The 25891-nt window shown below is 60.8% G+C and carries 24 protein-coding genes and 1 tRNA gene; 12 read left to right on the forward strand and 13 right to left on the reverse strand.

All coding sequences use genetic code 11. From position 1 onward, the window contains the following. Positions 1-472 precede the first annotated feature (472 nt). From BB029_RS23970 to BB029_RS23990, 6 genes are all read right to left on the reverse strand, one after another. Positions 473-778: a hypothetical protein gene (locus tag BB029_RS23970; protein WP_065941049.1), complete on the reverse strand. Its 306-nt coding sequence runs from the start codon at positions 776-778 to the stop codon at positions 473-475. After that, on the reverse strand, positions 775-1029 hold the full coding sequence (locus BB029_RS23975; RefSeq protein ID WP_065941142.1) for an AlpA family transcriptional regulator: 255 nt from the start codon (positions 1027-1029) through the stop codon (positions 775-777). The genes BB029_RS23970 and BB029_RS23975 overlap by 4 nt, the downstream gene beginning before the upstream one ends. Further along, the gene (locus BB029_RS33065) at positions 1022-1525 is read right to left on the reverse strand and encodes a helix-turn-helix domain-containing protein (RefSeq protein WP_141696580.1); all 504 of its coding nucleotides are present in this window, start codon (positions 1523-1525) and stop codon (positions 1022-1024) included. Before BB029_RS33065 ends, BB029_RS23975 begins: the two co-directional genes overlap by 8 nt. A gap of 66 nt (positions 1526-1591) precedes the next feature. After that, positions 1592-2203, reverse strand: a complete 612-nt coding sequence (locus BB029_RS23980) for a hypothetical protein (protein WP_065941050.1) — start codon at positions 2201-2203, stop codon at positions 1592-1594. A 319-nt stretch (positions 2204-2522) separates the two neighbouring features. Continuing rightward, entirely contained in the window at positions 2523-3764 is a 1242-nt protein-coding gene (locus BB029_RS23985) for a tyrosine-type recombinase/integrase (protein ID WP_065941051.1), read from the reverse strand. A gap of 168 nt (positions 3765-3932) precedes the next feature. Continuing rightward, positions 3933-4009: transfer RNA gene (locus BB029_RS23990), tRNA-Arg, on the reverse strand. Positions 4010-4379: 370 nt separating this feature from the next. Here BB029_RS23990 and gabD point away from each other — a divergent pair. After that, positions 4380-5822, forward strand: a complete 1443-nt coding sequence (gene gabD, locus BB029_RS23995) for an NADP-dependent succinate-semialdehyde dehydrogenase (RefSeq protein WP_027607874.1) — start codon at positions 4380-4382, stop codon at positions 5820-5822. Between the two features lie 182 nt (positions 5823-6004). Further along, positions 6005-7282, forward strand: a complete 1278-nt coding sequence (gene gabT, locus BB029_RS24000; protein WP_065941052.1) for a 4-aminobutyrate--2-oxoglutarate transaminase — start codon at positions 6005-6007, stop codon at positions 7280-7282. A 389-nt stretch (positions 7283-7671) separates the two neighbouring features. Here the strand turns inward: gabT and BB029_RS24005 are convergent, their stop codons facing one another. Then, on the reverse strand, positions 7672-8673 hold the full coding sequence (locus BB029_RS24005; protein WP_065941053.1) for a sensor domain-containing diguanylate cyclase: 1002 nt from the start codon (positions 8671-8673) through the stop codon (positions 7672-7674). Positions 8674-8861: 188 nt separating this feature from the next. Beyond that, positions 8862-10046 carry a delta-9 fatty acid desaturase DesA gene (gene desA / locus BB029_RS24010; RefSeq protein WP_065926320.1) on the reverse strand — a complete coding sequence of 395 codons (1185 nt, stop codon included), beginning with the start codon at positions 10044-10046 and terminating at the stop codon, positions 8862-8864. 166 nt (positions 10047-10212) lie between these two features. Here desA and dibA point away from each other — a divergent pair, with 166 nt between their 5' ends. The 6 genes from dibA (at position 10213) to BB029_RS24040 (ending at position 16450) form a co-directional block, all read left to right on the forward strand. After that, positions 10213-12123, forward strand: a complete 1911-nt coding sequence (gene dibA / locus BB029_RS24015; RefSeq protein ID WP_065941054.1) for a phosphodiesterase DibA — start codon at positions 10213-10215, stop codon at positions 12121-12123. A 238-nt stretch (positions 12124-12361) separates the two neighbouring features. Further along, positions 12362-12544, forward strand: coding sequence for a sulfur starvation response protein OscA (gene oscA / locus BB029_RS24020; RefSeq protein WP_003170956.1), 183 nt, complete (start codon positions 12362-12364; stop codon positions 12542-12544). A 66-nt stretch (positions 12545-12610) separates the two neighbouring features. Beyond that, complete coding sequence (locus BB029_RS24025) at positions 12611-13621, forward strand: sulfate ABC transporter substrate-binding protein (RefSeq protein WP_027607869.1); 1011 nt, start codon at positions 12611-12613, stop codon at positions 13619-13621. A gap of 140 nt (positions 13622-13761) precedes the next feature. Next, a complete protein-coding gene (gene cysT, locus BB029_RS24030) occupies positions 13762-14580 on the forward strand; it encodes a sulfate ABC transporter permease subunit CysT (RefSeq protein WP_027607868.1) in 819 nt (272 codons plus the stop codon). Positions 14581-14593: 13 nt separating this feature from the next. Next, positions 14594-15466: a sulfate ABC transporter permease subunit CysW gene (gene cysW / locus BB029_RS24035; protein ID WP_027607867.1), complete on the forward strand. Its 873-nt coding sequence runs from the start codon at positions 14594-14596 to the stop codon at positions 15464-15466. Between the two features lie 3 nt (positions 15467-15469). Next, the gene (locus BB029_RS24040) at positions 15470-16450 is read left to right on the forward strand and encodes a sulfate/molybdate ABC transporter ATP-binding protein (protein WP_027607866.1); all 981 of its coding nucleotides are present in this window, start codon (positions 15470-15472) and stop codon (positions 16448-16450) included. A gap of 126 nt (positions 16451-16576) precedes the next feature. Here BB029_RS24040 and BB029_RS24045 read toward each other — a convergent pair whose 3' ends face one another. Next, positions 16577-17104, reverse strand: a complete 528-nt coding sequence (locus BB029_RS24045) for a DUF962 domain-containing protein (RefSeq protein WP_065941055.1) — start codon at positions 17102-17104, stop codon at positions 16577-16579. 83 nt (positions 17105-17187) lie between these two features. Between BB029_RS24045 and BB029_RS24050 the strand changes: the two genes are divergently transcribed. Beyond that, positions 17188-17874, forward strand: coding sequence for a Crp/Fnr family transcriptional regulator (locus BB029_RS24050; RefSeq protein ID WP_065941056.1), 687 nt, complete (start codon positions 17188-17190; stop codon positions 17872-17874). A gap of 38 nt (positions 17875-17912) precedes the next feature. Next, a complete protein-coding gene (locus BB029_RS24055; protein WP_065926326.1) occupies positions 17913-18278 on the forward strand; it encodes a response regulator in 366 nt (121 codons plus the stop codon). Positions 18279-18408: 130 nt separating this feature from the next. On the opposite strand, the gene BB029_RS24060 is transcribed toward BB029_RS24055, so the two are convergent. After that, positions 18409-19413, reverse strand: coding sequence for an AraC family transcriptional regulator (locus tag BB029_RS24060; protein WP_065941057.1), 1005 nt, complete (start codon positions 19411-19413; stop codon positions 18409-18411). Between the two features lie 101 nt (positions 19414-19514). Between BB029_RS24060 and BB029_RS24065 the strand changes: the two genes are divergently transcribed. Then, positions 19515-20594: a fatty acid desaturase gene (locus tag BB029_RS24065; protein WP_065941058.1), complete on the forward strand. Its 1080-nt coding sequence runs from the start codon at positions 19515-19517 to the stop codon at positions 20592-20594. Here the strand turns inward: BB029_RS24065 and BB029_RS24070 are convergent. Genes BB029_RS24070 through BB029_RS24080 form a run of 3 tightly spaced genes read right to left on the reverse strand, consistent with a single transcriptional unit; the run spans position 20566 to position 24597 of the window. After that, on the reverse strand, positions 20566-22176 hold the full coding sequence (locus tag BB029_RS24070) for an arylsulfatase (RefSeq protein ID WP_065941059.1): 1611 nt from the start codon (positions 22174-22176) through the stop codon (positions 20566-20568). The two genes, BB029_RS24065 and BB029_RS24070, sit on opposite strands and share 29 nt — an antisense overlap. A gap of 16 nt (positions 22177-22192) precedes the next feature. Further along, a complete protein-coding gene (locus tag BB029_RS24075) occupies positions 22193-23008 on the reverse strand; it encodes an ABC transporter ATP-binding protein (protein ID WP_065941060.1) in 816 nt (271 codons plus the stop codon). After that, positions 23005-24597 (reverse strand): ABC transporter permease, encoded by a 1593-nt coding sequence (locus BB029_RS24080; RefSeq protein WP_065941061.1) that lies wholly within the window; start codon positions 24595-24597, stop codon positions 23005-23007. The genes BB029_RS24075 and BB029_RS24080 overlap by 4 nt, the downstream gene beginning before the upstream one ends. Positions 24598-24885: 288 nt before the next feature. Between BB029_RS24080 and BB029_RS24085 the strand changes: the two genes are divergently transcribed. Continuing rightward, positions 24886-25887 (forward strand): ABC transporter substrate-binding protein, encoded by a 1002-nt coding sequence (locus tag BB029_RS24085; protein ID WP_065941062.1) that lies wholly within the window; start codon positions 24886-24888, stop codon positions 25885-25887. Positions 25888-25891: the final 4 nt, after the last annotated feature.

Here is a 25891-nt window from a genome sequence, read left to right on the forward strand (position 1 = left end):
CGAGGCGAGAACGGAGGCTGGAGTTTGCGTGTAGAGCGGCGCGAGCCATTGCCCGGTGGGCAGCAGCACGGATTTTGGACGGATTGAGGGCGTGCATGGTGGAGCTCCTTCTTAAGTAGAAGCTGCCACGAATCGCCGCTAAACGAATATGGGTGGCAGCTATGCACGGGTTAGCGGACCGGGTAAGAAGGAACCCGGCAGACCCGAAGGTCTCCCGTGCACAGCCGCCATAACGCAGGAGTGCGGGCACAAAAAAAGCGCCTGCAATCGAAATGGTGGCGCCTGTGCGCCTTCTTAAACTCGGGCCGCTAAACCCGGTCGCTGAATTTGCAGCGACGGCCAGAGCATAGCGCTCAGTTTTCCGACGTGCAACCACAAGCGAATCTTGCAGATTTGCTGGGGGCGAAATACATTGATTGGGCATCTAGATTTACCTCCAACGCCCCCGGTTGCAGCCGGGGGCGTTTTCATTTCAAGCATGAAATTCCCAGCGCAGGTTAAGCAGCGGTAGATAACCGCCCTCATTCATCGAGCGAGCATCCTCATAGGCCGCTGCTTTTTGGTCACTGTCGATAGCGACGAGGCTGAACTTCTCGGTGTGCATAGCGAGTACGCCCCAAGTGCCGTCAGGCCAGGTCATGACGACGACAGCCCGGCCCAGGCTTTCGTGCTTATTTCGATACCGGATGAGGCGTTGCATGGTCGCCGGAGATAGGCCGATTTGCCGGAGTAGGGAGAATGGATGTAACGCCGCCTTTTGGGCTACAGACGCTCTCATGCGGCCTCCTTGGCGCGTAGCGCAATGCGTGCTCGGACCCAGTTCTGAACTTCGCTTAAAACCCAGGCTACCGGCGCTCCACGGGCGTTGCTTTCGCTGAGTTTGACGGGGAGAGGAAAGCCGCTTTCCGGCTGGCACATCAGCTTGTAAATCGTGGATCTGGCAAGACCGACGATGGCTGAGACTTCACCTATACGGATAAGCGTAGTGGCTGGATCAAGTTGAAAGGGGAGTGGGGTCCGGTCAGTCATGATCGTCCCCTTCTGGCCCAAATGTAGTGGCTTCCAAAGAAAGAATTTCATTCCGGGATTGGAATATCCACTGAACCACCTCGACAAGGCGATAGCGGTATTGTCCTGCGATCCCTGTCGATGTGAGCGGCTTACCCCGGCGGCGCCAATCCGCAAGAGTTTCGTAGCCTATGCGCAGCGCGTAACCGACTTGTCCTTCAGACAAAAAACCATGAGGAACACTTACGAGCGGTTCTAAATCTCCGATGTTTTTGCTGCAACGGTACAACCAGCGCAATACCTCGGACCTTCGGTATTTGGGCCTGCCGTCGACGTTCGTCCAGTTGAGAGGTCTACCCTTGCGGCGCCATTCCGCAAGGGTTTCGGGGCAGATGCGCAGTGCGTAAGCGACTTGCCCGCCAGTCAAAAACTCATGCGGGCCGTGGGTGACGTTTGTCCGCGCCTGGGTGGGAGCAGCGGTGTTTAGCGATTCTGATGGAGCGGCGTTTGCGTACATATCAATCTCCTGCGTATCCGTGATCGACAGGAGCGAATCTATTTACTCAATGGGAAGTGCGCTTGTTCACTGCCGCTTTTTTTTACGCGGAGCCGGAATCACGTTGCCGGCTCTTAGAAGAGCCCGGATTTGCTTCTTGCTCAGTCCAGCACCAGTTTCTGTATCAGCAATAATTCCTGATAGTTCACGAACGCCGCGCCCCTCAGACTTCAGGCGCTCACCCGCACGGCATATTGCGGCATCGCGCTCAGAGTTTCCGGCTCTTCTGGATTCTCCCGACTTAACGCCACCTTTGACTTGCAGGGATAGGAGCGCCGCCTTGATTGGCTTTGTGTCTAGCGCGACCAGCTTAGTCAATAGCCAGCCCAGTTCATTAAGCTCAGCCTTGCTCAGAGGTTCAGTCAAGGACTTTTCAGCCAGTAGGATGGCGGAATGTGCTGAAGTGATCCGGAGTGATTCAAGTGGCGAACGGGCTTTGTTTTGCCCCGCTAAAACGGACAAGAGGCCATTAATCACTGAGATTCCGGGAGCACCGCCATCTTGTCCGAACATGACTTCTTGCTTTAACCGGTCAGCGCCCCAGCGAGTGTCATCATTGAAAAGAAACCCCCAGTAGGCCTCGATAGCGCGAACCAGACCTTCAATGCGAAACAGCGCAAGAAATCGAGCATCCCTCATTTAGAATTCCCCGCGCCCATGGTCTGAAAATCAAACCTGCGCCACAAACAGTGCTCCGTGTTCCCTTCTGAACAACTGCCGACAGGAGATAGATGGCGCTGCGTCGTTCTTCCGCTGCTGTGCTGTTTTCTAAGTACGTAGCTTGTTAAGAGGCCAATATTTTCGGGTTTGTTCCTGGAACACCTTTTTTGTGTGGAACACCAGGTGTTCCAGCTAAAATAAAAAGGTGTTCCACCGCTGAAGGCCACGAAATACGTGGCTTTCAGCATTTCTGGAACACCTGGAACACCGTTTTTTGAGGGGGTACGGAAACGCATCATTATTCGACCCTGCCAAAATTCCCTTCGATCACGTTACCTTTCTCCAATCGATCAAGGTAATCGGCATACCACTGCATCATTTTTGTTCGCTGAATTAGGTACTGGGCCTTGTTGTAGACCCCGCGCACACCTGGCGTTTTATGACTTAGCTGGGCTTCAATATGGTCAGCATCAAACCCATGTTCATTCAGAACGGTGCTAGCGATATGCCGGAACCCGTGGCCTGTCTGTCGACCTTGATAGCCGAGTCGGCGTAGAGCCATTAGAAATACCGTATCGCTTCGAGGTTTGGTGCGGTCGCTTCTGCCAGGAAAAAGTAGCGGGTAAGCGCCGGTCAGTATGTGCAGCTCCTTAAGGGCTTCAACGGTCTGACGGCTGAGTGGTACTAAGTGCTCGAGGCCTTTCTTACGGCCTTTGCGTTCCACTGGGATCGTCCAAAGTTTTTTATCTAAGTCGAACTCCTTCCATCTGGCTTCTCGCAACTCACTGGGGCGTACGGCTATTAGGGCTAGTAGGCGTAGACCCAACTGTACATCTTTGGCATGAGGGTATGAGCGAATGGCGCGAAGGAGCGCGGGCAACTCTTCAATGCTGACGTGGGCGAAATTCTCGACCTTGCCTGTAGATAAAAATTTGTGCACCCCTTCAAGGGGGTTGTTTATTGCGCGACCTGTTACACGAGCCAGGTCATAAATCTCCTTGCAGTAGGCTCTGACCCGACTCAACTGCTCAAGAATGCCTTTTTGTTCCATTCCGCGTAGCAGCACCATCCACTCCATCGACAGAATGCCTGTGTATGGGCGATTGCCGAAGATGGGGAATACGTGGAGCTCTAACGCTCCCAAAATCCGTTTAGCGGTGCCGGGATCCCAGGAGGTGAGTCGAGAGGTGTACCACTCGCGTGCAAGTGACTCGAACGTATTGTTACTAGCCGCTAGCTCAGCAGCCCGGCGAGCCTGTCTCGTCGCGATGGGGTTTTTGCCGTCGGCTGCGTCACTGCGAAGCGAAGAAGCCTTCTGACGTGCTAGTGAACCGCTTACCTCGGGATAGCCCCCCAAGCCTAGCCAGCTCCATTTGCCGGCTGGAGTTTTATAGCGTAGCTGCCAGGACTTTTGACCGTCGGGTTTCACGCGGAAATACAGACCGTTGCCGTCCTGCTCCCGGTATTCCTTGGTGTCAGGCTCCAGCCCCGCTAAAACCGTGTCTGACAATGGACGACGCTTGATTTCAGAGCGCTTCATGGGACTGTATCCCCCGAGTTCTATTTTTATCCAAGGATACATAGTGGGATACACGGTGGGAAGATATAGGGGTAGACAGAGGTGAACAGTCAGGAACAAGAAAGCCCGCACAGGGCGGGCTTCTTGGGGTGTTTCGTAGACTGTCTGAGACAGCCAGAAACTAGTATGTGGTGCACCCGGCGGGATTCGAACCCACGACCCCTGCCTTCGGAGGGCAGTACTCTATCCAGCTGAGCTACGGATGCTTGTGCGGGCGACATCATACCCATGTCGACCTTGGGCGTCCATGCCGGTCTTTGGCCGTTCAAACGTAGGCATTTGCCGCGCAGAGGCCCTGCGCCGGGCGCCGTTGGTCAACACGGCGGAACGGGCTCGAATCACGCTGATCAGAAAAATCCGGCAAATGCGCCGTTTTCGTTCTTTTTTTCGAACAGACTATTGCCCTGTACCCCCATTGATCCTAGGATTCGTTTGAGATTTCAAACGCTCTGTCTCTCGTGCGCTATTCACTGATCGCGCGCGCGGGGGCTGATTTCCCTGACGGCAGCCCACAAGGCGCCTTTCAACAACTCTAATTCGCTCCGCGTGCGCGCGGTGCTGTTAAGGAAAGCCGACATGCAGCTCAAAGATTCCCAGTTGTTCCGCCAGCAGGCCTTTATCGATGGCGCTTGGGTGGATGCGGACAACGGTCAGACCATCAAGGTCAACAACCCTGCCACGGGCGAGATTATCGGCACCGTGCCAAAGATGGGCGCCGCGGAAACCCGCCGTGCTATCGAAGCCGCCGACAAGGCGCTGCCGGCCTGGCGTGCGCTGACCGCCAAGGAGCGCGCCAACAAGCTGCGCCGTTGGTTCGAGCTGCTGATCGAAAACCAGGACGATCTCGGTCGCCTGATGACCCTGGAACAAGGCAAGCCATTGGCCGAAGCCAAGGGCGAAATTGTCTACGCCGCGTCCTTTATCGAGTGGTTCGCCGAAGAAGCCAAGCGCATCTATGGCGACGTGATTCCCGGCCACCAGCCCGACAAGCGCCTGATCGTGATCAAACAGCCTATCGGCGTGACCGCCGCCATCACCCCGTGGAACTTCCCGGCCGCGATGATCACCCGTAAAGCCGGCCCGGCCCTGGCCGCCGGTTGCACCATGGTGATCAAGCCGGCTTCGCAAACCCCGTTCTCGGCCCTGGCCCTGGTGGAGCTGGCGCACCGTGCCGGTATCCCGAAAGGCGTGCTGAGCGTGGTCACCGGCAGTGCCGGCGACATCGGCGGCGAGCTGACCAGCAACCCGATCGTGCGTAAATTGTCCTTCACCGGCTCCACCGAAATCGGTCGCCAGTTGATGGCCGAATGCGCCAAGGACATCAAGAAAGTTTCCCTGGAGCTGGGCGGCAACGCGCCGTTTATCGTGTTCGACGACGCGGACCTGGATAAGGCCGTCGAAGGCGCGATCATCTCCAAGTACCGCAACAACGGCCAGACCTGCGTCTGCGCCAACCGCCTGTACATCCAGGATTCGGTGTACGACGCGTTTGCGGAAAAACTGAAAGTCGCGGTGGCCAAATTGAAGATCGGCAACGGTCTGGAAGAAGGCACCACCACTGGCCCGCTGATCGACGAAAAAGCCGTGGCCAAGGTCCAGGAACACATCGCCGACGCCCTGAGCAAAGGCGCCAAGCTGCTGGCCGGTGGCAAGGTCATGGAAGGCAACTTCTTTGAACCGACCATCCTGGTCGACGTGCCGAAAAACGCCGCCGTTGCCAAGGAAGAAACCTTCGGCCCGCTGGCGCCGCTGTTCCGCTTCAAAGACGAAGCCGAAGTGATCGCGATGTCCAACGACACCGAGTTCGGCCTGGCTTCCTACTTCTACGCCCGCGACCTGGGCCGTGTGTTCCGTGTGGCCGAAGCCCTGGAATACGGCATGGTCGGGGTCAACACCGGGTTGATCTCCAACGAAGTGGCGCCGTTCGGCGGCATCAAGGCTTCGGGCCTGGGCCGTGAAGGCTCCAAGTACGGGATCGAGGATTACCTGGAAATCAAATACCTCTGCCTGGGCATCTAAGCCCCGTAAGAGATTGCAGCAAACGCAAAGGGCACGAGAGCGCTGACCCTTTGCGTGTTTCACACCGATATTCGTAGTGGCCGGGAAAGCTGTGGCAGTCGATCATCGCATGCTGCCGTAGTTGCCTCCCCGCCACGTATTCCTTGAGCAACGCCACCCGATGAGTGGCGAATGAGGACTTTATGAGCAAGACCAACGCTTCCCTGATGAAACGCCGCGAAGCCGCTGTACCGCGCGGTGTTGGCCAGATTCACCCGATCTTCGCCGAATCCGCGAAGAATGCCACCGTGACTGACGTTGAAGGTCGCGAGTTCATCGACTTCGCCGGCGGTATCGCCGTGCTGAACACCGGCCACGTGCACCCGAAAATCATCGCCGCCGTGACCGAACAGCTGAACAAGCTGACCCACACGTGCTTCCAGGTACTGGCCTACGAGCCGTACGTCGAAGTGTGCGAAAAAGTGAACGCCAAGGTCCCCGGCGATTTCGCCAAGAAAACCCTGTTGGTCACCACCGGTTCCGAAGCCGTTGAAAACGCCGTGAAAATCGCCCGTGCCGCGACTGGCCGTGCCGGTGTGATCGCTTTCACCGGCGCCTACCACGGCCGCACCATGATGACCCTGGGTCTCACCGGTAAAGTCGTGCCTTACTCGGCCGGCATGGGCCTGATGCCAGGCGGCGTGTTCCGCGCGCTGTACCCGAACGAACTGCACGGTGTCAGCGACGATGACTCCATCGCCAGCATCGAACGCATCTTCAAGAACGATGCCGAGCCGTGTGATATTGCCGCCATCATCATCGAGCCGGTCCAAGGCGAAGGCGGTTTCTACGTCGCGCCGAAGCCGTTCATGAAGCGCCTGCGCGAGCTGTGCGACAAGCACGGCATCCTGCTGATCGCCGACGAAGTGCAAACCGGTGCCGGCCGTACCGGTACCTTCTTCGCCATGGAACAGATGGGCGTTGCCGCCGACCTGACCACCTTCGCCAAATCCATCGCTGGCGGCTTCCCGCTGGCCGGTGTGTGCGGCAAGGCCGAATACATGGACGCCATTGCTCCTGGTGGCCTGGGCGGCACCTACGCCGGTAGCCCGATCGCTTGCGCCGCTGCGCTGGCGGTGATGGACGTGTTTGAGGAAGAGCACCTGCTGGACCGCTGCAAGGCTGTCGGCGAGCGCCTGGTGACTGGCCTCAAGGCGATTCAAGCCAAGTACCCGGTGATCGGTGACGTGCGTGCCCTGGGCGCGATGATCGCGGTCGAGTTGTTCGAAGACGGCGACAGCCACAAGCCAAACGCCGCAGCCGTTGCCGCCGTGGTGGCCAAGGCGCGTGACAAGGGGCTGATCCTGCTGTCCTGCGGCACCTACGGCAACGTATTGCGCGTGCTGGTGCCGCTGACCTCGCCGGACGAGCAGTTGGACAAAGGCTTGGCGATCATCGAAGAGTGCTTCTCCGAGCTGTAAGCGGCAGTTGGCCTGATCGATAAGAAAAACCCGCTTCGGCGGGTTTTTTTGTGCCAGAAGCAAGCCAGCTCTTATCAAATTTAAAATAACTTACTGATTTTAAAGGGTAAAAAATTTCGCTCTAAAATCTTGAGTCTTGCATAAACAATTTCAGGCAACCGCATTCTTGTGGTGAGCGGGCTTGTCCCGCGCTGGGGTGCGAAGCGCCCCTAATAAAGACGAATGCGGTGTATCAGGCACTCCTCCGCGCTTGGTTCTGGGGCTGCTGCGCAGCCCAACGCGGGCGGTGCGACGATTCGACAAGCCCGCTCGCCACAGATGACGGGTTGCCCGTTCTGTCCCTTAACTGACCGGCATTGGGGCAAGCCCCCTCCCACAGTGATCGGCATTCAGCCCGCGATCACGCGATTCTTGCCCAGGCGCTTGGCCTCATACATGGCGGCATCGGCGCGGGCGAACAGGCTGTCCAGGGTGGAGTCTTCCTCGGTCAGGCTGGCCAGGCCCTGGCTGATGGTCACGCTGAACGCCTGGCCCTCATAGCTGAAGCTCAGCGCCTGAATCTCCTTGCCCAGGCGCTCGGCCACCTGCAGCGCCATCTCCGGCGCGCAACCTGGCAGCACGGCGGCGAACTCTTCGCCGCCAATGCGCCCGAACAGGTCGCCACGGCGCAGTACCCCGCGACCGCTCTCGGCGATACGCCGCAGCACCTGGTCGCCCTCCAGGTGGCCGTAGGTGTCGTTGACGTCCTTGAAGTCATCGATGTCCAGCAGCAGGAAGGCCAGCGGCGCGCCTTGGGCGCAGGCGCTGTCAAAGGCCTGGTTGGCGCATTCGAAGAAGTGTCGGCGGTTGCTGCTCTGGGTCAGCACGTCGGTGGTGGCGAGACGGTGCAGCTCCAGTTCCAGCTGTTTTTTTTCCGTGATGTCTTCGGCCATGCCGACGACGATCACCGGCTCGCCGGGCTCGACCTGCTGGTTGATGTAGCACTTGTCGCTCAGCCAGCGGATCTGCCCGTCGGCGGTGATGATGCGGTACTCGCGGTCTTCCACGGCACCCTGCTCCAGCACGCGCGCCAGGCTGTGTTCGGCGTAGTCGAGGTCTTCGGGGTGAATGCTGTTGCGCCATTCGCGGTGGTCGGCCAGCAGCAGGCCGGCGGAACGTCCAAAAATCCGCTCGTATGCCGGGCTGACATAGAGCACGCGGCGGGTTTGCCAATCGATGGCCCACAGCACGGCGTTTACGCTGACCAGCAGAGAACTGAGCAATTGTTCGCGCTCACTCAGTCGCTCGACTTCGCCCTGGGCATGTACCAGTGCCAGCAGGGTTGCTGCCGCGGCCGGACGCGGAGGGTCAGCGGTAGGGCTGTCGGCGGTGAAGGGCTTTTCGAGAACCATCGGCACAACTCTCTCTGGGCGCGCCGCAAGATCGAGCAGCGGTCACTACAAGGGGCCACCATGATGGCGAAGTGTTCATTGAGAGAGGCGAATTGCAGTGAAGTTCCGTCAACAGGCTCGATTGGCGGTGTCCGAGAAATGGCGCCAAAAAGCTGATGGGTGGGAGGGCAAGCCCTCCCACGCGACTGTCAGACCGCCGCAGGACGCAGCGAATAGGTCTTCAATTGGTGGGCAAAATCCCGCAGGGACTGGATACCGCTGGCCTCGGCCTCGTGCACCCATTCCTTGATGGCGGCGAGCATATCGTGGCCGTTGGAGCTGGTCTTGAGCCAGATCTGCTGCAGCGCCAGGCGTTTTTCGTAGATCACTTTCAGCGCCTGGCTGTGTTCCAGCATGCTCTGGATCCGCAGGTGGTGGCGGTCGTCCAGCAGGCTGGTTTCCCGCGACAGCAGGCGTTTGGCGCGGTGGAACTGGTGGCGCACCGAGTGATCGACTTTTTCCAGTTCCTGCTTGACCAACGGGCCGATCACCAACTTGCGGTACTGGGCCATGATCTGGAAGCGGTTGTTGAGGATCGCCATGGCGGTGTCCATGTCCAGGTGGCCCTTGCCTTCCACGCGGTGGGCAATCGGTGCCACGCGCTGCACCTTGGCCAGGCGCAGGAAGCTGAACACCTTGATCCATGCCCAGCCCAGGTCGAATTCCCACTTCTTCACCGACAGCTTGGCCGAGTTGGGGTAGGTGTGGTGATTGTTGTGCAGCTCTTCGCCGCCGACGATGATGCCCCACGGCACCAGGTTGGTGGCGGCGTCACGGCATTCGAAGTTGCGATAGCCCACGGCATGGCCCAGGCCGTTGATCACGCCGGCGGCCCAGAACGGAATCCACATCATCTGGATTGCCCAGATGGTGATGCCGATGGCGCCGAACAGCAGCAGGTCGATCACGCCCATGATCGCCACACCCAGCAGCGGGTAAGGAGTGTAGATCTTGCGCTCGATCCAGTCGTCCGGGCAGTTCTTGCCGTAGATGCGCAGGGTCTCGGGGTTTTCGGCCTCGGCACGGTACAGCTCGGCGCCTTTGCGCAATACGGTGGACAGGCCCTTGATCACCGGGCTGTGCGGGTCGTCGACGGTTTCGCACTTGGCGTGGTGCTTGCGGTGGATGGCGGTCCACTCGCGGGTGTTCTGCGCCGTGGTCAGCCACAGCCAGAAGCGGAAGAAGTGTTTCAGGCCGGCATTGAGCTCCAGGGAGCGATGGGCTGAATAGCGGTGCAGATAGACCGTGACCCCAACGATGGTCACGTGGGTCATCAACAGGGTGACTGCCACCAGTTGCCAGGCCGACAAGTCAAGAAAACCGTTGTACCACATAGGCTGTATGGCCCTCAGATAAAGAAAAGAACAGCACACGCATTATCACTAAGCCTACAGAGAAAACCAGCGGCCCTTTCAGATAAGACTTACGAGATGTTACATATCCTATAATCCCCATTCTTTGTAGGACGATTCTGGGCTTTTAGTAAGGATTACTGGGCATATGCTGTTTTCATACCGAGGAGCCCTGCGTGCTGGGCTGGTATACCTGCTGGCTTCGAGCGTCTGGATAGGCCTCACTCATCGGATATTGATCGAGTTTCTCGATAATCCGACCGACCTGCACCGGTGGTTGCAGGTGCGCGGTTACGTGTGGGTGGCGCTCAGTGCCTGGTTGATCTACCTGATCTGTGCCCGATCTGCCCAGGCCGACCAGCAGCAACCCTTGAAAGAGAACCGCGAGCGCCTGCGCCAGGCTGCTGCCGTGTTCGATTGCACCCGCGAAGGGGTGTTGGTCACCGACGCCAAGGGCCTGATCGTGCATGTGAACCGGGCCTTCATGGAAATCACCGGCTACCAGCGCGATGACGTCATGGGCCGGCAGCCGAGCCTGTTCAAGTCCGGTCGCCATTCGTCGAATTTCTATCAACAGATGTTCCAGACCCTGGAACACACCGGTGAATGGAGCGGTGAAATCTGGAATCGGCGCAAAAGCGGTGAGATTTATCCACAGTGGCAAACCATTCGCGTGATTCGCGATGACCTGGGCCATATCAGCCATTACGTCGCGGTGTTTTCCGACATCAGCGCCATCAAGGATTCCGAGCACGAACTGGCCCACCTGGCCCACCACGACCCGCTGACCGACCTGCCCAACCGCCTGCTGTTCACCGACCGCGCCGAGCAGGCGCTGGCCTCGGCGCAACTCCACAAGCGCGGCTGCGCCCTGCTGTTGCTGGACCTGGATCACTTCAAGATCATCAACGACAGCCTTGGCCATAATGTGGGCGACCAGTTGCTCAAACTGGTGGGCGAGCGGCTCAAGGCGCTGTTCGGCCCTGGCGTGACCCTGGCGCGCCTGGGCGGGGATGAGTTCGCGGTGCTCGCGGAAAACTGCTCACAGGTGGTGCAGGCGGCGGCTTTGGCGCAGCGCATGCTGGATGTGATGAAGCAGCCGTTCATCTTTGACGGCCATCAGCTGTTTATCAGCGCCAGCATCGGCATCAGCCTGTTCCCCAATGATGCCCTGAGCGCCGAGCAATTGTTGCGCAACGCCGATTCCGCGCTCTTCAAGGCCAAAAGCGTGGGCCGCGAAGGCTACGCGTTGTACACCGAAGAACTCACCGCCCACGCGCAGAACCGGGTGGAAATCGCCAGCGAACTGCGCCGCGCCCTCGAACAACAGGAACTGCGCGTCTACTACCAGCCGGTGCACGACTTGCACACCAGCCGCCTGATCGGCGTCGAAGCACTGGTGCGCTGGCAACACCCCGAGCGTGGCCTGGTGCCGCCGGGTGATTTCATCCCCATTGCCGAACGCACCGGGTTGATTGCCGAGATCGATGGATGGGTGATGGACCAGGCCTGCCGACAGATGTGCCGATGGCTGGCCGACGGCGCGCCGCTGAGCTTTATTGCAATCAATGTATCCAGCCGCCTGTTTGCTCGGCGCGAACTCTACGATCAAGTCGCCCAGGTGCTGCACGCTACCGGCCTGGATCCGGCCTTCCTGGAGTTGGAAGTCACTGAAAGCGCGGTGATGGACGACCCCGAAGTGGCCCTGGAACAACTGCACCGCCTGCGCGAACTGGGCTTGCGCCTGGCCATCGATGACTTCGGCACCGGCTATTCCTCCCTGCTGCGCCTCAAGCGCCTGCCGGTGCAGAAACTCAAGATCGACCAGGGCTTTGTCGCCGGGCTGCCGTGGGACGAAGACGATGCCGCCATCGTGCGGGTGGTGATCGCCCTGGCGAAAAGCATGGGCATGCAGGTGCATGCCGAGGGGATCGAACAGGTGGAGCAGGCGCGGTTCTTGTTGGAGCAGCACTGCGATATGGGCCAGGGGTACTGGTTTGGGCGGCCGATGCCGGCGCAGGCCATTGACTGGGACTGCGCCCCCGCCATCCAGGCTTGAAATGCATTCAAATGTGGGAGTGGGCTTGCTCCCTCCCACATTTGGATATTCACAAGGCGTTATTTCAGCGCTCGGTCGCAAAACCCGCGTGCAACCCCACGTCCTGCCAGAAAATTCTTTCTGGTTATATAAACATTCTTAAATAGTATTTTTAAGAATATCCGCGCTTATCTACTATCGCCCTACGCCGCAAGCAGTGCCGCCACTGCGAGGCACTATTCATTTCAGGAGCGAGACCATGAGCGCATCTCTACGTAGCGTCGACGGCCAGGACGAAGCAGCCATTTTGCGCGAGATCCAGAGCGCCTTGCGCGATCTGCGGTTTGGCGCGGTGGAAATCACTGTGCACAACGCTCAAGTGGTACAGATCGAACGCAAGGAAAAATTCCGTTTGCAGAACCCGGGTAACAAACCGAGCTAAGCAATAACGGCGATAGACCCCGTCACTATAAGAAAAAGCCAACACCCAGAATTTTCAGGAGCTTCTATGTCGTCGATTCGCCGTTATGCCCTGGCCGCCCTGGCCAGCGCCGTGTTTGCCGGTTCCGCCGTTGCCAAGGACTACGAGTTGCTCAACGTCTCGTACGACCCTACCCGTGAGCTGTACCAGGACTACAACGCTGAGTTCACCAACTTCTGGAAACAGTCCCACCCCGGCGACACCGTCAAGATCCAGCAATCCCACGGTGGTTCGGGCAAGCAAGGCCGGGCGGTGATCGACGGCCTGCGCGCCGACGTGGTGACCCTGGCCCTGGCCGGTGACATCGACGAAATCGCCAAGCTGGGCAAGACCCTGCCGGAAAACTGGCAGACCCGCCTGCCGGACGCCAGCACCCCCTACACCTCGACCATCGTGTTCCTGGTGCGCAAGGGCAACCCTAAAGGCATCAAGGATTGGGGCGACCTGATCAAGAAAGACGTGTCGGTGATCACGCCCAACCCGAAAACCTCCGGCGGCGCGCGCTGGAACTTCCTTGCCGCCTGGGCCTACGGCCTGAAATCCGGTGGCAGCGAAGCCAAGGCCCAGGAATACGTCAAGGAGCTGTTCAAGCACGTGCCGATCCTCGACACCGGCGCGCGCGGCTCGACCATTACCTTCGTCAACAACGGTCAGGGCGACGTGTTGCTGGCCTGGGAAAACGAAGCGTTCCTGGCCCTGAAAGAAGACGGCGGCGCCGACAAGTTCGACATCGTCGTGCCGTCCCTGTCGATCCTTGCGGAGCCGCCGGTGGCCGTGGTCGACAAGAACGCCGAGAAAAAGGGCAACACCGAGATCGCCACTGAATACCTCAAGCACCTGTACAGCCCGGCTGGCCAGGAGATCGCGGCGAAGAACTTCTACCGCCCACGGGATGCAAAAGTTGCCGCCAAATACGCCCAGCAGTTCCCGAAACTGGACCTGGTGACTATCGACAAAGACTTCGGCGGCTGGAAAACTGCCCAGCCGAAATTCTTTAACGACGGTGGCGTGTTCGACCAGATCTACACGGCGCAGTAAGCCAAAGTACCGGTAGGAGCGAGCTTGCTCGCGAAGATCGTCAACGATGACGCGGGCATTCTGAATGAGCGCGGTGCCCTTGAGGTCTTCGCGAGCAAGCTCGCTCCTACAGTGGTTTCTACCTTTAACCAAGGACTCTTATGTCGCGTCGTATTTCCCCCGTCATACCCGGCTTCGGGCTGACGCTGGGCTACACCGTGGTGTACCTCAGCCTGATCGTACTCATCCCCCTCGCGGCGATGTTCGTACACGCCGCTCAACTCACCTGGGATCAGTTCTGGAACATCATCTCCGCACCCCGTGTGCTGGCGGCGTTGAAACTGAGCTTCAGCACCGCGCTGTACGCCGCCCTGATCAATGGCGTGATCGGCACGCTGCTGGCCTGGGTGCTGGTGCGCTACACCTTCCCCGGCCGCAAGATCATCGATGCGATGATCGACCTGCCGTTCGCCCTGCCCACCGCCGTGGCCGGTATTGCCCTGACTGCGCTGTACACGCCGACCGGCCTGGTGGGCCAGTTCGCCGCCGACCTGGGCTTCAAGATCGCCTACAGCCCCTTGGGCATCACCCTGGCGCTGACCTTCGTGACCCTGCCGTTCGTGGTGCGCACGGTGCAGCCGGTACTCGCCGATATCCCCCGGGAAATCGAAGAAGCCGCCGCCTGCCTGGGCGCCAAGCCGTTGCAGGTGTTCCGCTACATCCTCGTCCCCGCGCTGCTGCCCGCCTGGCTGACCGGCTTCGCCCTGGCGTTTGCCCGTGGTGTCGGTGAGTACGGCTCGGTGATTTTCATCGCCGGCAACATGCCGATGAAAACCGAGATCCTGCCGTTGCTGATCATGGTCAAGCTCGACCAGTACGACTATCGCGGCGCCACCTCCATTGGCGTACTGATGCTGGTGGTTTCCTTTGTCCTGCTGCTGCTGATCAACTTGTTGCAGCGGCGCATCGAACGTCCATAAGGAGGCGCGGAACATGTCCCAATCGTCTATTTCCGCGGCATCCTCGGCCAACGCAGCCCGCCGTGGCAGCGCTGTTTCCCGGCGCATCCTGATCAGCCTGGGCTGGCTGGTGTTCTTCCTGTTCCTGCTGCTGCCGCTGTTTATCGTGGTGTCCCAGGGCTTGAAGAACGGCCTCGGTGCGTTTTTCACCGCAATCCTTGAACCGGACGCGTTGTCCGCACTGAAACTCACGGTGATCGCCGTGCTGATTTCGGTGCCGCTCAACCTGGTATTCGGCGTCAGCGCGGCCTGGTGCGTGAGCAAGTACTCGTTCCGTGGCAAGAGCATCCTGGTGACGCTGATCGACCTGCCGTTCTCGGTCTCCCCGGTGATCGCCGGCCTGGTCTACGTGCTGATGTTCGGCGCCCAGGGCCTGTTTGGCCCTTGGTTGCAGGCGCATGACATCCAGATCGTGTTCGCCTTGCCCGGCATCGTGCTGGCGACCATCTTCGTCACCGTGCCGTTCGTCGCCCGCGAACTGATCCCGCTGATGCAGGAGCAGGGCACCCAGGAAGAAGAGGCCGCGCGCCTGCTGGGCGCCAATGGCTGGCAGATGTTCTGGCATGTCACCGTGCCGAATATCAAATGGGGCCTGATCTACGGCGTGGTGCTGTGTACCGCGCGGGCCATGGGGGAGTTCGGCGCGGTGTCGGTGGTGTCCGGCCATATTCGCGGCGTGACCAACACCTTGCCGCTGCACGTCGAGATTCTCTACAACGAATACAACCACGTTGCCGCGTTTGCGGTGGCGAGTCTGCTGCTGATCCTGGCGCTCTTCATCCTGCTGCTCAAGCAGTGGAGCGAGAACCGTATTAATCGCCTGCGCGCCAGTGCGGCTGAGGAATAAGTCATGTCGATCGAAGTCCGTAATGTCAGCAAGAACTTCAACGCCTTCAAGGCCCTGGACAGCATCAACCTGGATATCCAGAGTGGCGAGCTGGTGGCCTTGCTTGGGCCTTCCGGCTGCGGCAAGACCACCTTGCTGCGCATCATCGCCGGCCTGGAAACCCCGGACGACGGCAGCATCGTGTTCCACGGTGAAGACGTCTCCGGCCACGACGTGCGTGATCGCAACGTCGGTTTTGTGTTCCAGCACTACGCGCTGTTCCGCCACATGACCGTGTTCGACAACGTCGCCTTCGGCCTGCGCATGAAGCCGAAGAACCAGCGCCCGAACGAAAGCCAGATTGCGGCCAAGGTTCACGAACTGCTGAACATGGTGCAGCTGGACTGGCTGGCCGACCGTTACCCGGAACAACTCTCCGGTGGCCAGCGCCAGCGTATCGCCCTGGCCCGCGCGTTGGCGGTCGAGCCGAAAGTGCTGCTGCTGGATGAACCCTTCGGCGCCCTTGACGCCAAGGTGCGTAAGGAACTGCGCCGCTGGCTGGCGCGCCTGCACGAAGACATCAACCTGACCTCGGTGTTCGTGACCCACGACCAGGAAGAGGCCATGGAAGTCGCCGACCGCATCGTGGTGATGAACAAAGGCGTGATCGAGCAGATCGGCTCACCGGGCGACGTCTACGAAAACCCGGCCAGCGATTTCGTCTACCACTTCCTCGGCGACTCCAACCGCCTGCACCTTGGTGAAGACAAGCACGTGCTGTTCCGCCCCCATGAAGTGTCGCTGTCGCGCCACGAACTGGAAGATCATCACGCGGCCGAAGTGCGTGATATTCGTCCATTGGGCGCGACCACGCGGGTGACCTTGAAGGTCGAAGGCCAGAGCGAGCTGATCGAAGCCGAAGTGGTGAAGGACCACGACAGCCTGACCGGCCTGGCCCGTGGCGAGACCCTGTTCTTCAAACCCAAGGTCTGGCAAAAAGCCTGAGTTCACCGCAATTCCAACTCTGAAACTGGGACCAAATGTGGGAGGGGGCTTGCCCCCGATAGCAGTGGGTCAGCAGCAGATAAGCTGACTGAAACACCGCCATCGGGAGCAAGCCCCCTCCCACATTCAGACCTGTCTCGGCTTCAGATCGCGGCGAACCACCGGTCCCGAGCGCTCTTCGATCTGCTGCTTCAAACCCTTGCGCAGCCCCAGCAAAAACGCCACCTCCGCCACCACAAACAACGGCCCCACAATCAGCCCCGACACATCATCCACAAACGCCGGCTTCCTGCCTTCGTAGTAATGCCCGACAAACTGAATCACCCAGCCCACCACAAACATTCCCACCCCGCTGCTGAGCCACACCATCGTGCTCAGCGCCGCCAACGCATGCCCGGCCCATACCGACAAGCCCATCAACACCGTCATCAGCACGCCCAGGGCCAGTTCAAGCCGCAGGTAAAACCACGCGGAAAACAGCGCGACCATCACGGCGGGTGAAATCCACAGCCCACCCACGGCCCATTCGGGGCGTGACAACAGCACAGCCACGGCGACCACAATCAGCGGGATGCCAATGAAGTGGCTGGCGATATTGCGTGGATCGCGGTGGTAGGCGGCGTATTGACTGAGATGATCGACGAGGCTTTTCATTGTTGTTCCTCCTGTAGGATGTTTGATCATGCCCTGTCAGCCTGGGACTAACTGTCAGTTGGGCGACAATCTTCGGAGTTCTCATGGATGCGACGCAATGGCACGCCCGGTTGGCCGTCGGTCACTGGTTCAGTCACCTGCCCGTACCTTTCCAGCATAGTCTGCTGGCCCATGCGCGGCTGCGGCAGCTGACGGCGGGACAGTACCTGTTCAAGCGCGGCGACCCGCCCTGCGGCTTGTATGCGGTGCTCGAGGGCACCCTGCGTGTCAGTGCGGTGAATGAGCATGGCAAGGAAGCGCTGTTGAGCCTGGTGGGGGCGCCCTACTGGTTCGGCGAGATCTGCCTGTTCGACGGCTTGCCGCGCACCCACGACGCCTGCGCCACGGGGGCGTGCACGCTGGTGCAGGTGCCGCAGCAGGCGCTGCTGAAGATCCTCGATGAATCCCCTTGCTACTGGCGCGACCTGGCGCTGCTGATGAGCCAGAAGCTGCGCCTGAGTTTTATCGGCCTCGAACAGCTCAGCCTGATGCCCGCTTCGGTGCGCCTGGCCCACCGGCTGTTGATGATCGTTGAGGGCTACGGCGACATGGCGCCTTCAAAACGCGTGCTGCAACTGCCCCAGGAAGACCTGGCGGCGATGTTGAGCCTGTCGCGCCAGACCACCAATGCCTTGCTCAAGGACCTGCAAGCCCAAGGCATCGTGCGCCTGGGCTACGGCGAGATCGAAATCCTCGATGCACAGCGGCTACGAGAGGCGGCGCACACCTGAGGGTGTTAGCCTGCAAACCTGATTAATCGAGGTGTGTTATGCGTGTGCTGTTAGTGGAACATGAATCCGAAGAGGCACAGCGGATGGCCCGGGGCTTGAACGAGGCCGGCTACACCGTGGAAGTCGCGGCCAATGGCATGGCGGCGCAGCGCTTTGTCGAAAGCGCCGAATACGACCTGGTGATCCTCGATGTGATGTTGCCTGGCCTGAATGCCTGGAAGCTGCAGCAGGCGATCCGGCAGAAGGGTGAGACGCCGGTGTTGTTCCTGACCACGCCGGGCGGGATTGAAGATCGCCTGCGCGGTCTGGAGTTGCATGAGGATGATTACCTGCTCAAGCCGTTTGAGGCCAAGGGGCTGGTGATGCGGGTCAGGAAACTGTTGCGGCGCGATCGGGGTCGCTGATTGATCCCGTCACTACTGTAGTGCCTGAAAGATTGCCATCGGGAGCAAGCCCCCTCCCACAGGAGAACGCATTTCAAATGTGGGAGGGGGCTTGCTCCCGATGAGGCCATCACCGTCACCACACATCCCCCTACCGCAACCCATCCCGAAACTGCCCCGGCGTCATCCCCGTCCAGCGCTTGAACGCGCGATTAAAGCTGCTGGTATCCGCAAACCCGAGCAGATGACTGATCTCCGCCAATGAGCACTGCGGATCCCGCAGGTGCAACAACGCCAGATTCTCCCGGCACTCATTGAGCAACGCATCAAACCGACACCCCTCATCCGCCAGATGCCGCTGCAAACTGCGCAAACTCAAGTGCAGTGCCTGGGCAATCCGCTCGGCACTCGGCTCGCCATCGGGCAGTTGTGCCTCGATGGCCGCGCGCACCTTGCGTTCCCAGGTCAGCGGTTGCAGTTGCGCCAGGGTGCGTTTGAGCACGGTTTCGTTATGTTCGGCCAGTTCCGGGTTGGCGTCGTCCAGGTGGCTGTCGAAATCGCTGGCGGCGAATTCGAGGCGGTCTTCCTCGGCGCCGAAAAACACCGGTGCGCGGAACACCGTGTGCCAGGGCTTGGGGTCGGCGGGTTGCGGGCGTCGCAGGTAAACCGCCAGCGGCGCATAGTCGCGGCCCAGGCGGTTGCGGCACGTGCGCACATAGATCGCGGCAAACGCATCGATGGCCTCCAGCGCCGGCGCCGGCCTGCCTGGCGGTTGCAGCAGGCGAAAGCGGTAGCGCTCGCCATCGCCGCTGAGTTCGAGGGTCAGGGCATCGCTGACCACCTGGTGATAACGCACGATGCGCTCGAACACCTCGCGCAGGCTGCCGCTCGCCACCAACGCATAACCCAGCGCATGAAAGGTGGTCGGGCTGACAAACCGCGACACCCGCAACCCGATGGCCGGATCGCCGCTGGCCTCCACCGCCAGTGCCCACAAGCGCGTGGTGGCCGACAGCGGGTAACGCGCGTTGGGGTCGTCCATCTGCTGCGGATCGAGCCCGGCCTGGGCGCACAGCGCGGCGCTGTCGAGGCCCAGGGCATCGAGCTGCTTACGCAGGGCGCGGGTCCAGCTGGCGAGGGAAGTCGGTTCGGTCATGGCGATTGGCGCTTGCGGTCAACAGGTTGGCGTGTGGGGCTAGCGTCCTGCAAGAAGCCCTGGTGCAGGATGTAACCATCAATGAATAAGAGGATGGGAGCATGGACGGTACTTCTGCAAGTCCCCAGCAGATGAACGCGCAACAGCGTTCGGCGCATATCCGTGAGGTGGTGCTCGCCGAAGGCGTGCGCTTGCGTCGCCGGCACCCGTGGCTGCAGCATCAGGACGCCCTGGGCGCGGGCATCCTCGCCTTTGCCTTGCTCGGCATGATCGGCTCGGCGGCGCTCTATATCAGCGGACACATGGCCTGGTGGGCCTGCCTGCTGCTCAATGCGTTCCTCGCCTCACTGACCCACGAGCTGGAACACGACCTGATCCACAGCATGTACTTTCGCAAACAGCGCGTGCCCCACAACCTGATGATGGGCCTGGTGTGGCTGGCGCGGCCGAGCACCATCAACCCGTGGATCCGTCGCCACCTGCACCTCAATCACCACAAGGTCTCCGGCACCGAGACCGATATGGAGGAGCGCGCGATCACCAACGGCGAGCCCTGGGGCCTGGCGCGGTTGCTGATGGTGGGCGATAACGTGATGTCGGCGTTTATCCGCATGCTGCGCGCCAAGACCTGGGGCCACAAACTCAAGATCCTCAAGCGCTCGCTGCTGGTCTACGCGCCCCTGGCGCTGCTGCATTGGGGCGCGTGGTACCTCTTCCTCGGCTTCCATGCCGCCAACGGCATCGCCAGCCTGCTGGGCACGCCGATCGACTGGTCCACCGGCACCTTGCAGATGATGCAGGTGATCGACATCGCCGCCGTGGTGATCATCGGCCCCAATGTGTTGCGCACCTTTTGCCTGCACTTTGTCAGCTCCAACATGCACTACTACGGCGATGTGGAACCGGGCAATGTGATCCAGCAAACCCAAGTGCTGAACCCGTGGTGGCTGTGGCCGTTGCAGGCGTTCTGCTTCAACTTCGGCAGCACCCACGGGATTCACCATTTTGTGGTGAAGGAGCCGTTCTACATCCGCCAGATGACGGCCAAGGTGGCGCATAAGGTCATGGCCGAGATGGGCGTGCGTTTCAATGATTTCGGCACGTTTGCGCGGGCCAATCGGCTTGAGCCCATCTCGTCGCCCCAGGCCCGGCTCAATCCGGCTGAAACGGCGACGCGCTGAGCACCACGCCGGTTTCGTCGACGTACTGTTGCCAGTGGCCGATCAACGTGGCGAGTTTGTCCGGATGACTCAAGGCCAGGTCGTGGATTTCGCCAGGGTCCTGGCCCAGGTCATACAGCTGCCAGGTCGCCGGGCCCACGGGGCCGGGAATGTACACGGCTTTCCACTGGCCCTGGCGAATCGCGCGGCGGCCGAACAGTTCCCAGCCGGTTACGGTGTTGTCGTCGTGCACCTGGGCGGTCTCGCCGGAGAGGAAGCCCAGCCACGACTTGCCCCGCAGCGGCGACACCGGCTTGCCACGCCATTGTTTGCCCGGATGGCGCACGCCGGCCAGGTCGAGAATGGTCGGCGTGATGTCCATCACCGTGCCGAACCCATGGCTGATACGACCTTTGAGCGACAACTGCGGATAGTGCACCAGCGCCGGCACGCGAATCCCGCCCTCGGTGGTGAACGCCTTGAACAACCGCGACGGCGCCGTTGCCACCTGCGCCCACGACGGGCCATACCAGACATAGGAATTGGCGCGGCCGATATTGTCGAGGCTGTTGTCGTAATGCTGGTTGAGGTAGGTGAGCAACTGCGGCCCGAACTTGGGGAACGCCTCCAACAGCGCACCTTCGGCGCCGTTGTCGGACATGAACACAATGAACGTATTGTCCAACTGCCCCTGCTGGCGCAGGTAATCCACCACTCGGCCGATGTTCCAGTCCATGCGCTCGACCATCGCCGCATACACCTCCATGGCCCGCGCCGACACCTGGCGCTGTTCGTCGCTCAAGGCGGCCCACTGGGTGTTCAGTTCGATCAACGGATGGGGTTCGACATTGGCGTCGATCAGCCCCAATGCCTTGAGTTTTTCCAGGCGTTCCAGGCGCAGCACTTCGGGGCCGGCGTCGTAGCGGCCACGGTACTTTTCGACGATGTCCGCAGGCGCCTGCAACGGCCAGTGCGGGGCGGAAAACGGCAGGTAGGCGAAGAACGGCCGGGCCTGGTCGCGCTCCTTGAGGTAGTGCAGCAGCTTGTCGCCGAAGGCATCGGAGGAATAGAAGTCCTTGGGCAGTTGCTCGACGAACCGGTCGTCTTCGATGTACAGCGCCGGGGTGGATTTGAGCAGGCCCGGGGTGTGCTCGTCATAGGTCGGCTCGAAGCCGTAATGGTTGGCGGCGCCCGGTAGCAGCGAGAACGAGCGCTCGAAACCGCGGGCGTGGGGCGCGAGTTCGGCGGTCAGGCCCAGGTGCCACTTGCCGCTCATCAATGTCTGGTAGCCGGCCTCGCGCAGCAGCTCCGGCAGTGCTACCACCTTGTCATTCAAGTAGCCCTCGTAGCCGGGCTTGCCGATCAGCTCCGGGGTCAGTGCCTCGGCCATGGTGCCGATACCGGCGATATGGTGGTCGGTGCCGGTGAGCAGCATCGAGCGGGTAGGCGAGCACGTCGGGGCGGTGTGGAAGTCGGTCAGGCGCAAGCCGTTCAGGGCGAGTGCGTCCAGGTGCGGCGTGGAAATTTCCCCGCCAAACGCACCGAGGTCGGAGAAGCCCATGTCATCGGCCAGGATCACGAGAAAATTGGGACGTTGCGGCATCAAGGCACTCCTTTTTTCAGCAGGCAATAAAGGCCAATGGCAGATCGCGGATCTGTTCGCGCACCGGCGGCTGGTAGTGGCCATCGTTGGTCAATTCATGCAGCAGTTCTTCACGCAGTTGATGGAATTCAAAACTGCTGCGCTGACGTGGATGTGGCAGGGCGACGTCCACCACCTGCTTGATCCGCCCCGGCCGGGGCTCCATCACCACCACGCGGTCGGCGAGGAAAATCGCTTCCTCCACATCGTGGGTCACCAATACCGTGGTGATTTTGGCGCGGGCGCGGATCGCCAGGAGTTCGTCCTGCATCTGCTGGCGGGTCAGGGCGTCGAGGGCGCCAAAGGGTTCATCCAGCAGCAGGATGCGCGGGCTGGCCACCAGGCCGCGGGCAATCGCCACCCGTTGCGCCATGCCGCCGGACAGTTGGTGCGGATAGGCGCGGGTGAAGTCGGTGAGGCCGACCAGCTCGATAAAATCGCTGATGCGTCGATTGCGCTCTGCTTCGCTCAGTGGCTCGTTGACCAGGCCCAGGCCGATGTTTTCCGCCACGGTGAGCCAGGGGAACAGACGATGCTCCTGGAACACGATGCCGCGCTCGCCGCCAATGCCGCTCACGGCCTTACCGTCGACGCGGATCTCGCCGCGAAACTGCGTATCCAGCCCCACCAGCAAACGCAGCAGGGTGGATTTGCCGCAGCCGCTGGAGCCGACAATCGCAACGAATTCGCCTTCGGCAATCTCCAGGTTGAATTCGCGGATGGCTTCCAGCTCGAAGCCGTCGACGTCGAAGGTCTTGCCCACATGGTTGAAGCTGACGATAGGTGCGTTCATGCGTGTCTCCAGCGGGTGGCGCGGGTTTCGATGCGCTGGCCGATCAGGTTGAGGGCCGCGCCGGTAAGGCCGACCAGGAGCATGCCGCTCATGATCAGGTCCATGCGCAGCAGTTGTTGGGCGCCGATCATCAGGCTGCCGATACCGCCGTTGGACGGCATGAAATATTCCGCACCGATGGTGCCCAGCCAGGCGTAGATCAGGCTCAGGCGCAGGCCGGCGAAAATGCCGGCTGCGGCGCCTGGCAGTACCAGGCGTCGCAGCCGTTGGAACAGGTTCAGGCGCAGCACCTGCGCCGCTTCGTTGAGCTGTGGCGACAGATTCAGCACGCTGCGTTGGGTGGCGATAAACAACGGGAAGAAGGCGGCGAGGGCGATAAACACCCACTTGGCCAACTCACCCAGGCCAAACCAGGCAGTGAGCAGCGGCACCCAGGCGAAAATCGCGATCTGGCGCAAGGCGCTCAGGGTCGGCCCGAGTACCCGCTCACTGCGCCGTGACAGTCCCAGCCACAGGCCCATGGCAAAGCCAACGCCGCCACCGAGCAGCAAGCCGCCCAGGCTTCGCCCCAGGCTGGTGCCCAGTGCACCGCTGAGGTTGCCATCCACCACCCCGGCGACGGTGGTGTGCAGCACCACCCAAGGGCTGACCAGAATGTTCGGGTCGACCCAGCCTTGTTGCGTCGCGACCTGCCACAGCGCCAGCAACAGCAGGGGCAGCAACCACGGTTGCAGGCGCTGCCAGCCTTGATAGCGCGGGCCGCGACGAATCTGCGCCGTGGCAGGATGGGGCCAGTGCACCCATTTGCGGTCCAGCCAGCCAATGCCACGGTCCATCACCACGCCGAATACGCCGATGACCACGATGCACACGAAGACGATATCGAGCATGAACAGCTGGCGCGCCCACACCATCAGGTAGCCGATGCCTTCGCTGGAGGCCAGCAACTCCACCGCCAGCAGCGAGGTCCAGCCGGCCGCCAGGGCCAGGCGTACGCCGGCCATAAAGGCGGGCAGCGCGGCAGGCAGGATCAGGCGCCGGATCAACAGGTGCGTGGGCAGGCGCAGCACGCGGGCGGCTTCACGCAACTGGGGTTGGGCGTCGCGCACGCCCACCAGGGTATGCAGGGTCACGGGCACCACGATCGCCTTCACCAGCACCACCAGTTTCAGGGTTTCGCCAATGCCGAAGAACACCATGAACAGTGGAATCCAGGCCAGGGTCGGTACCTGCGACAACGCGCTGAACGTCGGAAACACCAGGCGCTCGGCGCGCGCGCTGAAACCCAGCACCGCCCCCAGCAGCGCCCCGGCGCCAATGCCCGCCAGCAACCCCCAGAACAGGCGTTGCAGGCTGATCGCCAGGTGGCTCCACAGCTCGCCGCCCGCCAGTTCCACGGCGCTGCTCCACACCAGGGACGGTGGCGGCAGGATCTGCTCGCTCATCCAGTGATTGCGGCTGGCCAGCCACCACAGCGCAAACAGCGTCACCGGCAGCAACCATGGCAACAGCCGTTCACTGCGCAGCGGCCAACGTGGCGTGGCGCCGGGAGCCGCGAGCGGGAGGCTCAAAAGTGAGATTCGGGCCATGGAGGACCTCCGTTGTCGCCAAGGGCGTTATGTGATTTCGATCTTATAAAAACGTAATCAAGATGATTGGGGGATAAGAAAAGCCATTTAAAGCCGCGCCCCGGCACGCATCCAATGCATTCGAAGAATATTTTCGATGCTATTCATGCATAGCCCTCTGGAGCCTGCGTTTCCCTTCGCATAGTCCTAAAAGCTATTAAATTGTGAATTTATAGTATTTAAAGTTTTGACCAGGTTGTGCCTACTTTCTGTTCCCCAGGCGACCCTCGCCCACAAGGAGCTGCGCTTATGAAACTGCCGTTCAAACGTCTGATCACCCTGGTCGCAGGCACCGCACTGGCGGGCCTGGTTCAGGCTGCCGACCTCAAGGAAATCCGCATCGCCGTGCCCGACCTCAGCGCAGGCAGCCAGCACAGCGGCGGGGGCATAACGGACGTGCTGCGCGAGCAGCAGATCTTCGAAAAAGCCTTTGCCGACCAAGGCATCAAGATCCAGTGGAATTACTTCAAGGGCGCCGGCCCTGTGATCAACGAAGCCTTCGCCAACGGGCAGGTGGACCTGGCGTACCTGGGCGACCTGGCGGCGATCATCGGCCGCTCCAATGGCCTGGAGACGCGCCTGCTCAGTGCCACCGCACGGGACATCAAGCAGTACCTCGGCGTGGTGCCGGGTTCTGGCATCAAGACCTTGCAGGACCTCAAGGGCAAGCGCGTCGCGGTGTTCCGTGGCACGGCCAGCCAGTTGTCGTTCAACAGTGCATTGGCCAGCCAGGGCTTGAGTGAGAAGGACTTCAAAGTCATCAGCCTGGATTACAACGCCGCCAATGCCGCGCTGGCCGCCAAGCAGATCGACGCCACCTGGGGCGGTTCGAACCTGACGGCGTTACAAGCCAAGGGGCTGGCTGAAATACCGCTGACCACCAAGGACCTCGGTGGCGCCGGCAGCATCCAGGCGGTGCTGGTGGGCAGCAAACAGTTTGTCGACGAGCACCCCGACGCCGTCGCCAAGCTGCTCAAGGCCCAGCAGCAGGCGGTGCACTGGTTGACCGATGACAACAACAAGCAAGCCTACATTGCGCTGGTGTCCGGGCTGGCCAGTTACCCGCCGGTGATCCTCACCAATGACTTGAAAGACCAGACCCTCAGCGAGATTTTCCCGTCGACCCTGGACCCGGTGTTCCTGGCTAAATTGCAGGGTTCGGTGGACCTGGCCTCCAAGGAGAAGCTGATTCGCAAGCCCTTCCAGGTGAGTGACTGGGTGGCGCCGAACCTGGCGGCGGCGGGGCTTTGAGTCG

It is taken from the genome of Pseudomonas sp. S3E12, from assembly GCF_001702295.1.
Lineage (GTDB): Bacteria > Pseudomonadota > Gammaproteobacteria > Pseudomonadales > Pseudomonadaceae > Aquipseudomonas > Aquipseudomonas marginalis.

Excerpts from the sequence above, each read along its gene's own strand:
- BB029_RS24080 (WP_065941061.1), bottom strand. The coding sequence starts at position 24,597 with ATGGCCCGAATCTCACTTTTGAGCCTCCCGCTCGCGGCTCCCGGCGCC.
- BB029_RS23970 (WP_065941049.1), bottom strand. The coding sequence starts at position 778 with ATGAGAGCGTCTGTAGCCCAAAAGGCGGCGTTACATCCATTCTCCCTA.
- desA (WP_065926320.1), bottom strand. The coding sequence starts at position 10,046 with ATGTGGTACAACGGTTTTCTTGACTTGTCGGCCTGGCAACTGGTGGCA.
- BB029_RS24085 (WP_065941062.1), top strand. The coding sequence starts at position 24,886 with ATGAAACTGCCGTTCAAACGTCTGATCACCCTGGTCGCAGGCACCGCA.
- BB029_RS24065 (WP_065941058.1), top strand. The coding sequence starts at position 19,515 with ATGGACGGTACTTCTGCAAGTCCCCAGCAGATGAACGCGCAACAGCGT.
- gabT (WP_065941052.1), top strand. The coding sequence starts at position 6,005 with ATGAGCAAGACCAACGCTTCCCTGATGAAACGCCGCGAAGCCGCTGTA.
- BB029_RS24040 (WP_027607866.1), top strand. The coding sequence starts at position 15,470 with ATGTCGATCGAAGTCCGTAATGTCAGCAAGAACTTCAACGCCTTCAAG.
- BB029_RS24045 (WP_065941055.1), bottom strand. The coding sequence starts at position 17,104 with ATGAAAAGCCTCGTCGATCATCTCAGTCAATACGCCGCCTACCACCGC.
- oscA (WP_003170956.1), top strand. The coding sequence starts at position 12,362 with ATGAGCGCATCTCTACGTAGCGTCGACGGCCAGGACGAAGCAGCCATT.
- dibA (WP_065941054.1), top strand. The coding sequence starts at position 10,213 with ATGCTGTTTTCATACCGAGGAGCCCTGCGTGCTGGGCTGGTATACCTG.
- BB029_RS24055 (WP_065926326.1), top strand. The coding sequence starts at position 17,913 with ATGCGTGTGCTGTTAGTGGAACATGAATCCGAAGAGGCACAGCGGATG.
- BB029_RS23985 (WP_065941051.1), bottom strand. The coding sequence starts at position 3,764 with ATGAAGCGCTCTGAAATCAAGCGTCGTCCATTGTCAGACACGGTTTTA.
- BB029_RS24075 (WP_065941060.1), bottom strand. The coding sequence starts at position 23,008 with ATGAACGCACCTATCGTCAGCTTCAACCATGTGGGCAAGACCTTCGAC.
- BB029_RS23980 (WP_065941050.1), bottom strand. The coding sequence starts at position 2,203 with ATGAGGGATGCTCGATTTCTTGCGCTGTTTCGCATTGAAGGTCTGGTT.
- BB029_RS24025 (WP_027607869.1), top strand. The coding sequence starts at position 12,611 with ATGTCGTCGATTCGCCGTTATGCCCTGGCCGCCCTGGCCAGCGCCGTG.
- cysT (WP_027607868.1), top strand. The coding sequence starts at position 13,762 with ATGTCGCGTCGTATTTCCCCCGTCATACCCGGCTTCGGGCTGACGCTG.
- BB029_RS24005 (WP_065941053.1), bottom strand. The coding sequence starts at position 8,673 with ATGGTTCTCGAAAAGCCCTTCACCGCCGACAGCCCTACCGCTGACCCT.
- BB029_RS33065 (WP_141696580.1), bottom strand. The coding sequence starts at position 1,525 with ATGTACGCAAACGCCGCTCCATCAGAATCGCTAAACACCGCTGCTCCC.
- BB029_RS24060 (WP_065941057.1), bottom strand. The coding sequence starts at position 19,413 with ATGACCGAACCGACTTCCCTCGCCAGCTGGACCCGCGCCCTGCGTAAG.
- cysW (WP_027607867.1), top strand. The coding sequence starts at position 14,594 with ATGTCCCAATCGTCTATTTCCGCGGCATCCTCGGCCAACGCAGCCCGC.
- BB029_RS23975 (WP_065941142.1), bottom strand. The coding sequence starts at position 1,029 with ATGACTGACCGGACCCCACTCCCCTTTCAACTTGATCCAGCCACTACG.
- gabD (WP_027607874.1), top strand. The coding sequence starts at position 4,380 with ATGCAGCTCAAAGATTCCCAGTTGTTCCGCCAGCAGGCCTTTATCGAT.
- BB029_RS24070 (WP_065941059.1), bottom strand. The coding sequence starts at position 22,176 with ATGCCGCAACGTCCCAATTTTCTCGTGATCCTGGCCGATGACATGGGC.
- BB029_RS24050 (WP_065941056.1), top strand. The coding sequence starts at position 17,188 with ATGGATGCGACGCAATGGCACGCCCGGTTGGCCGTCGGTCACTGGTTC.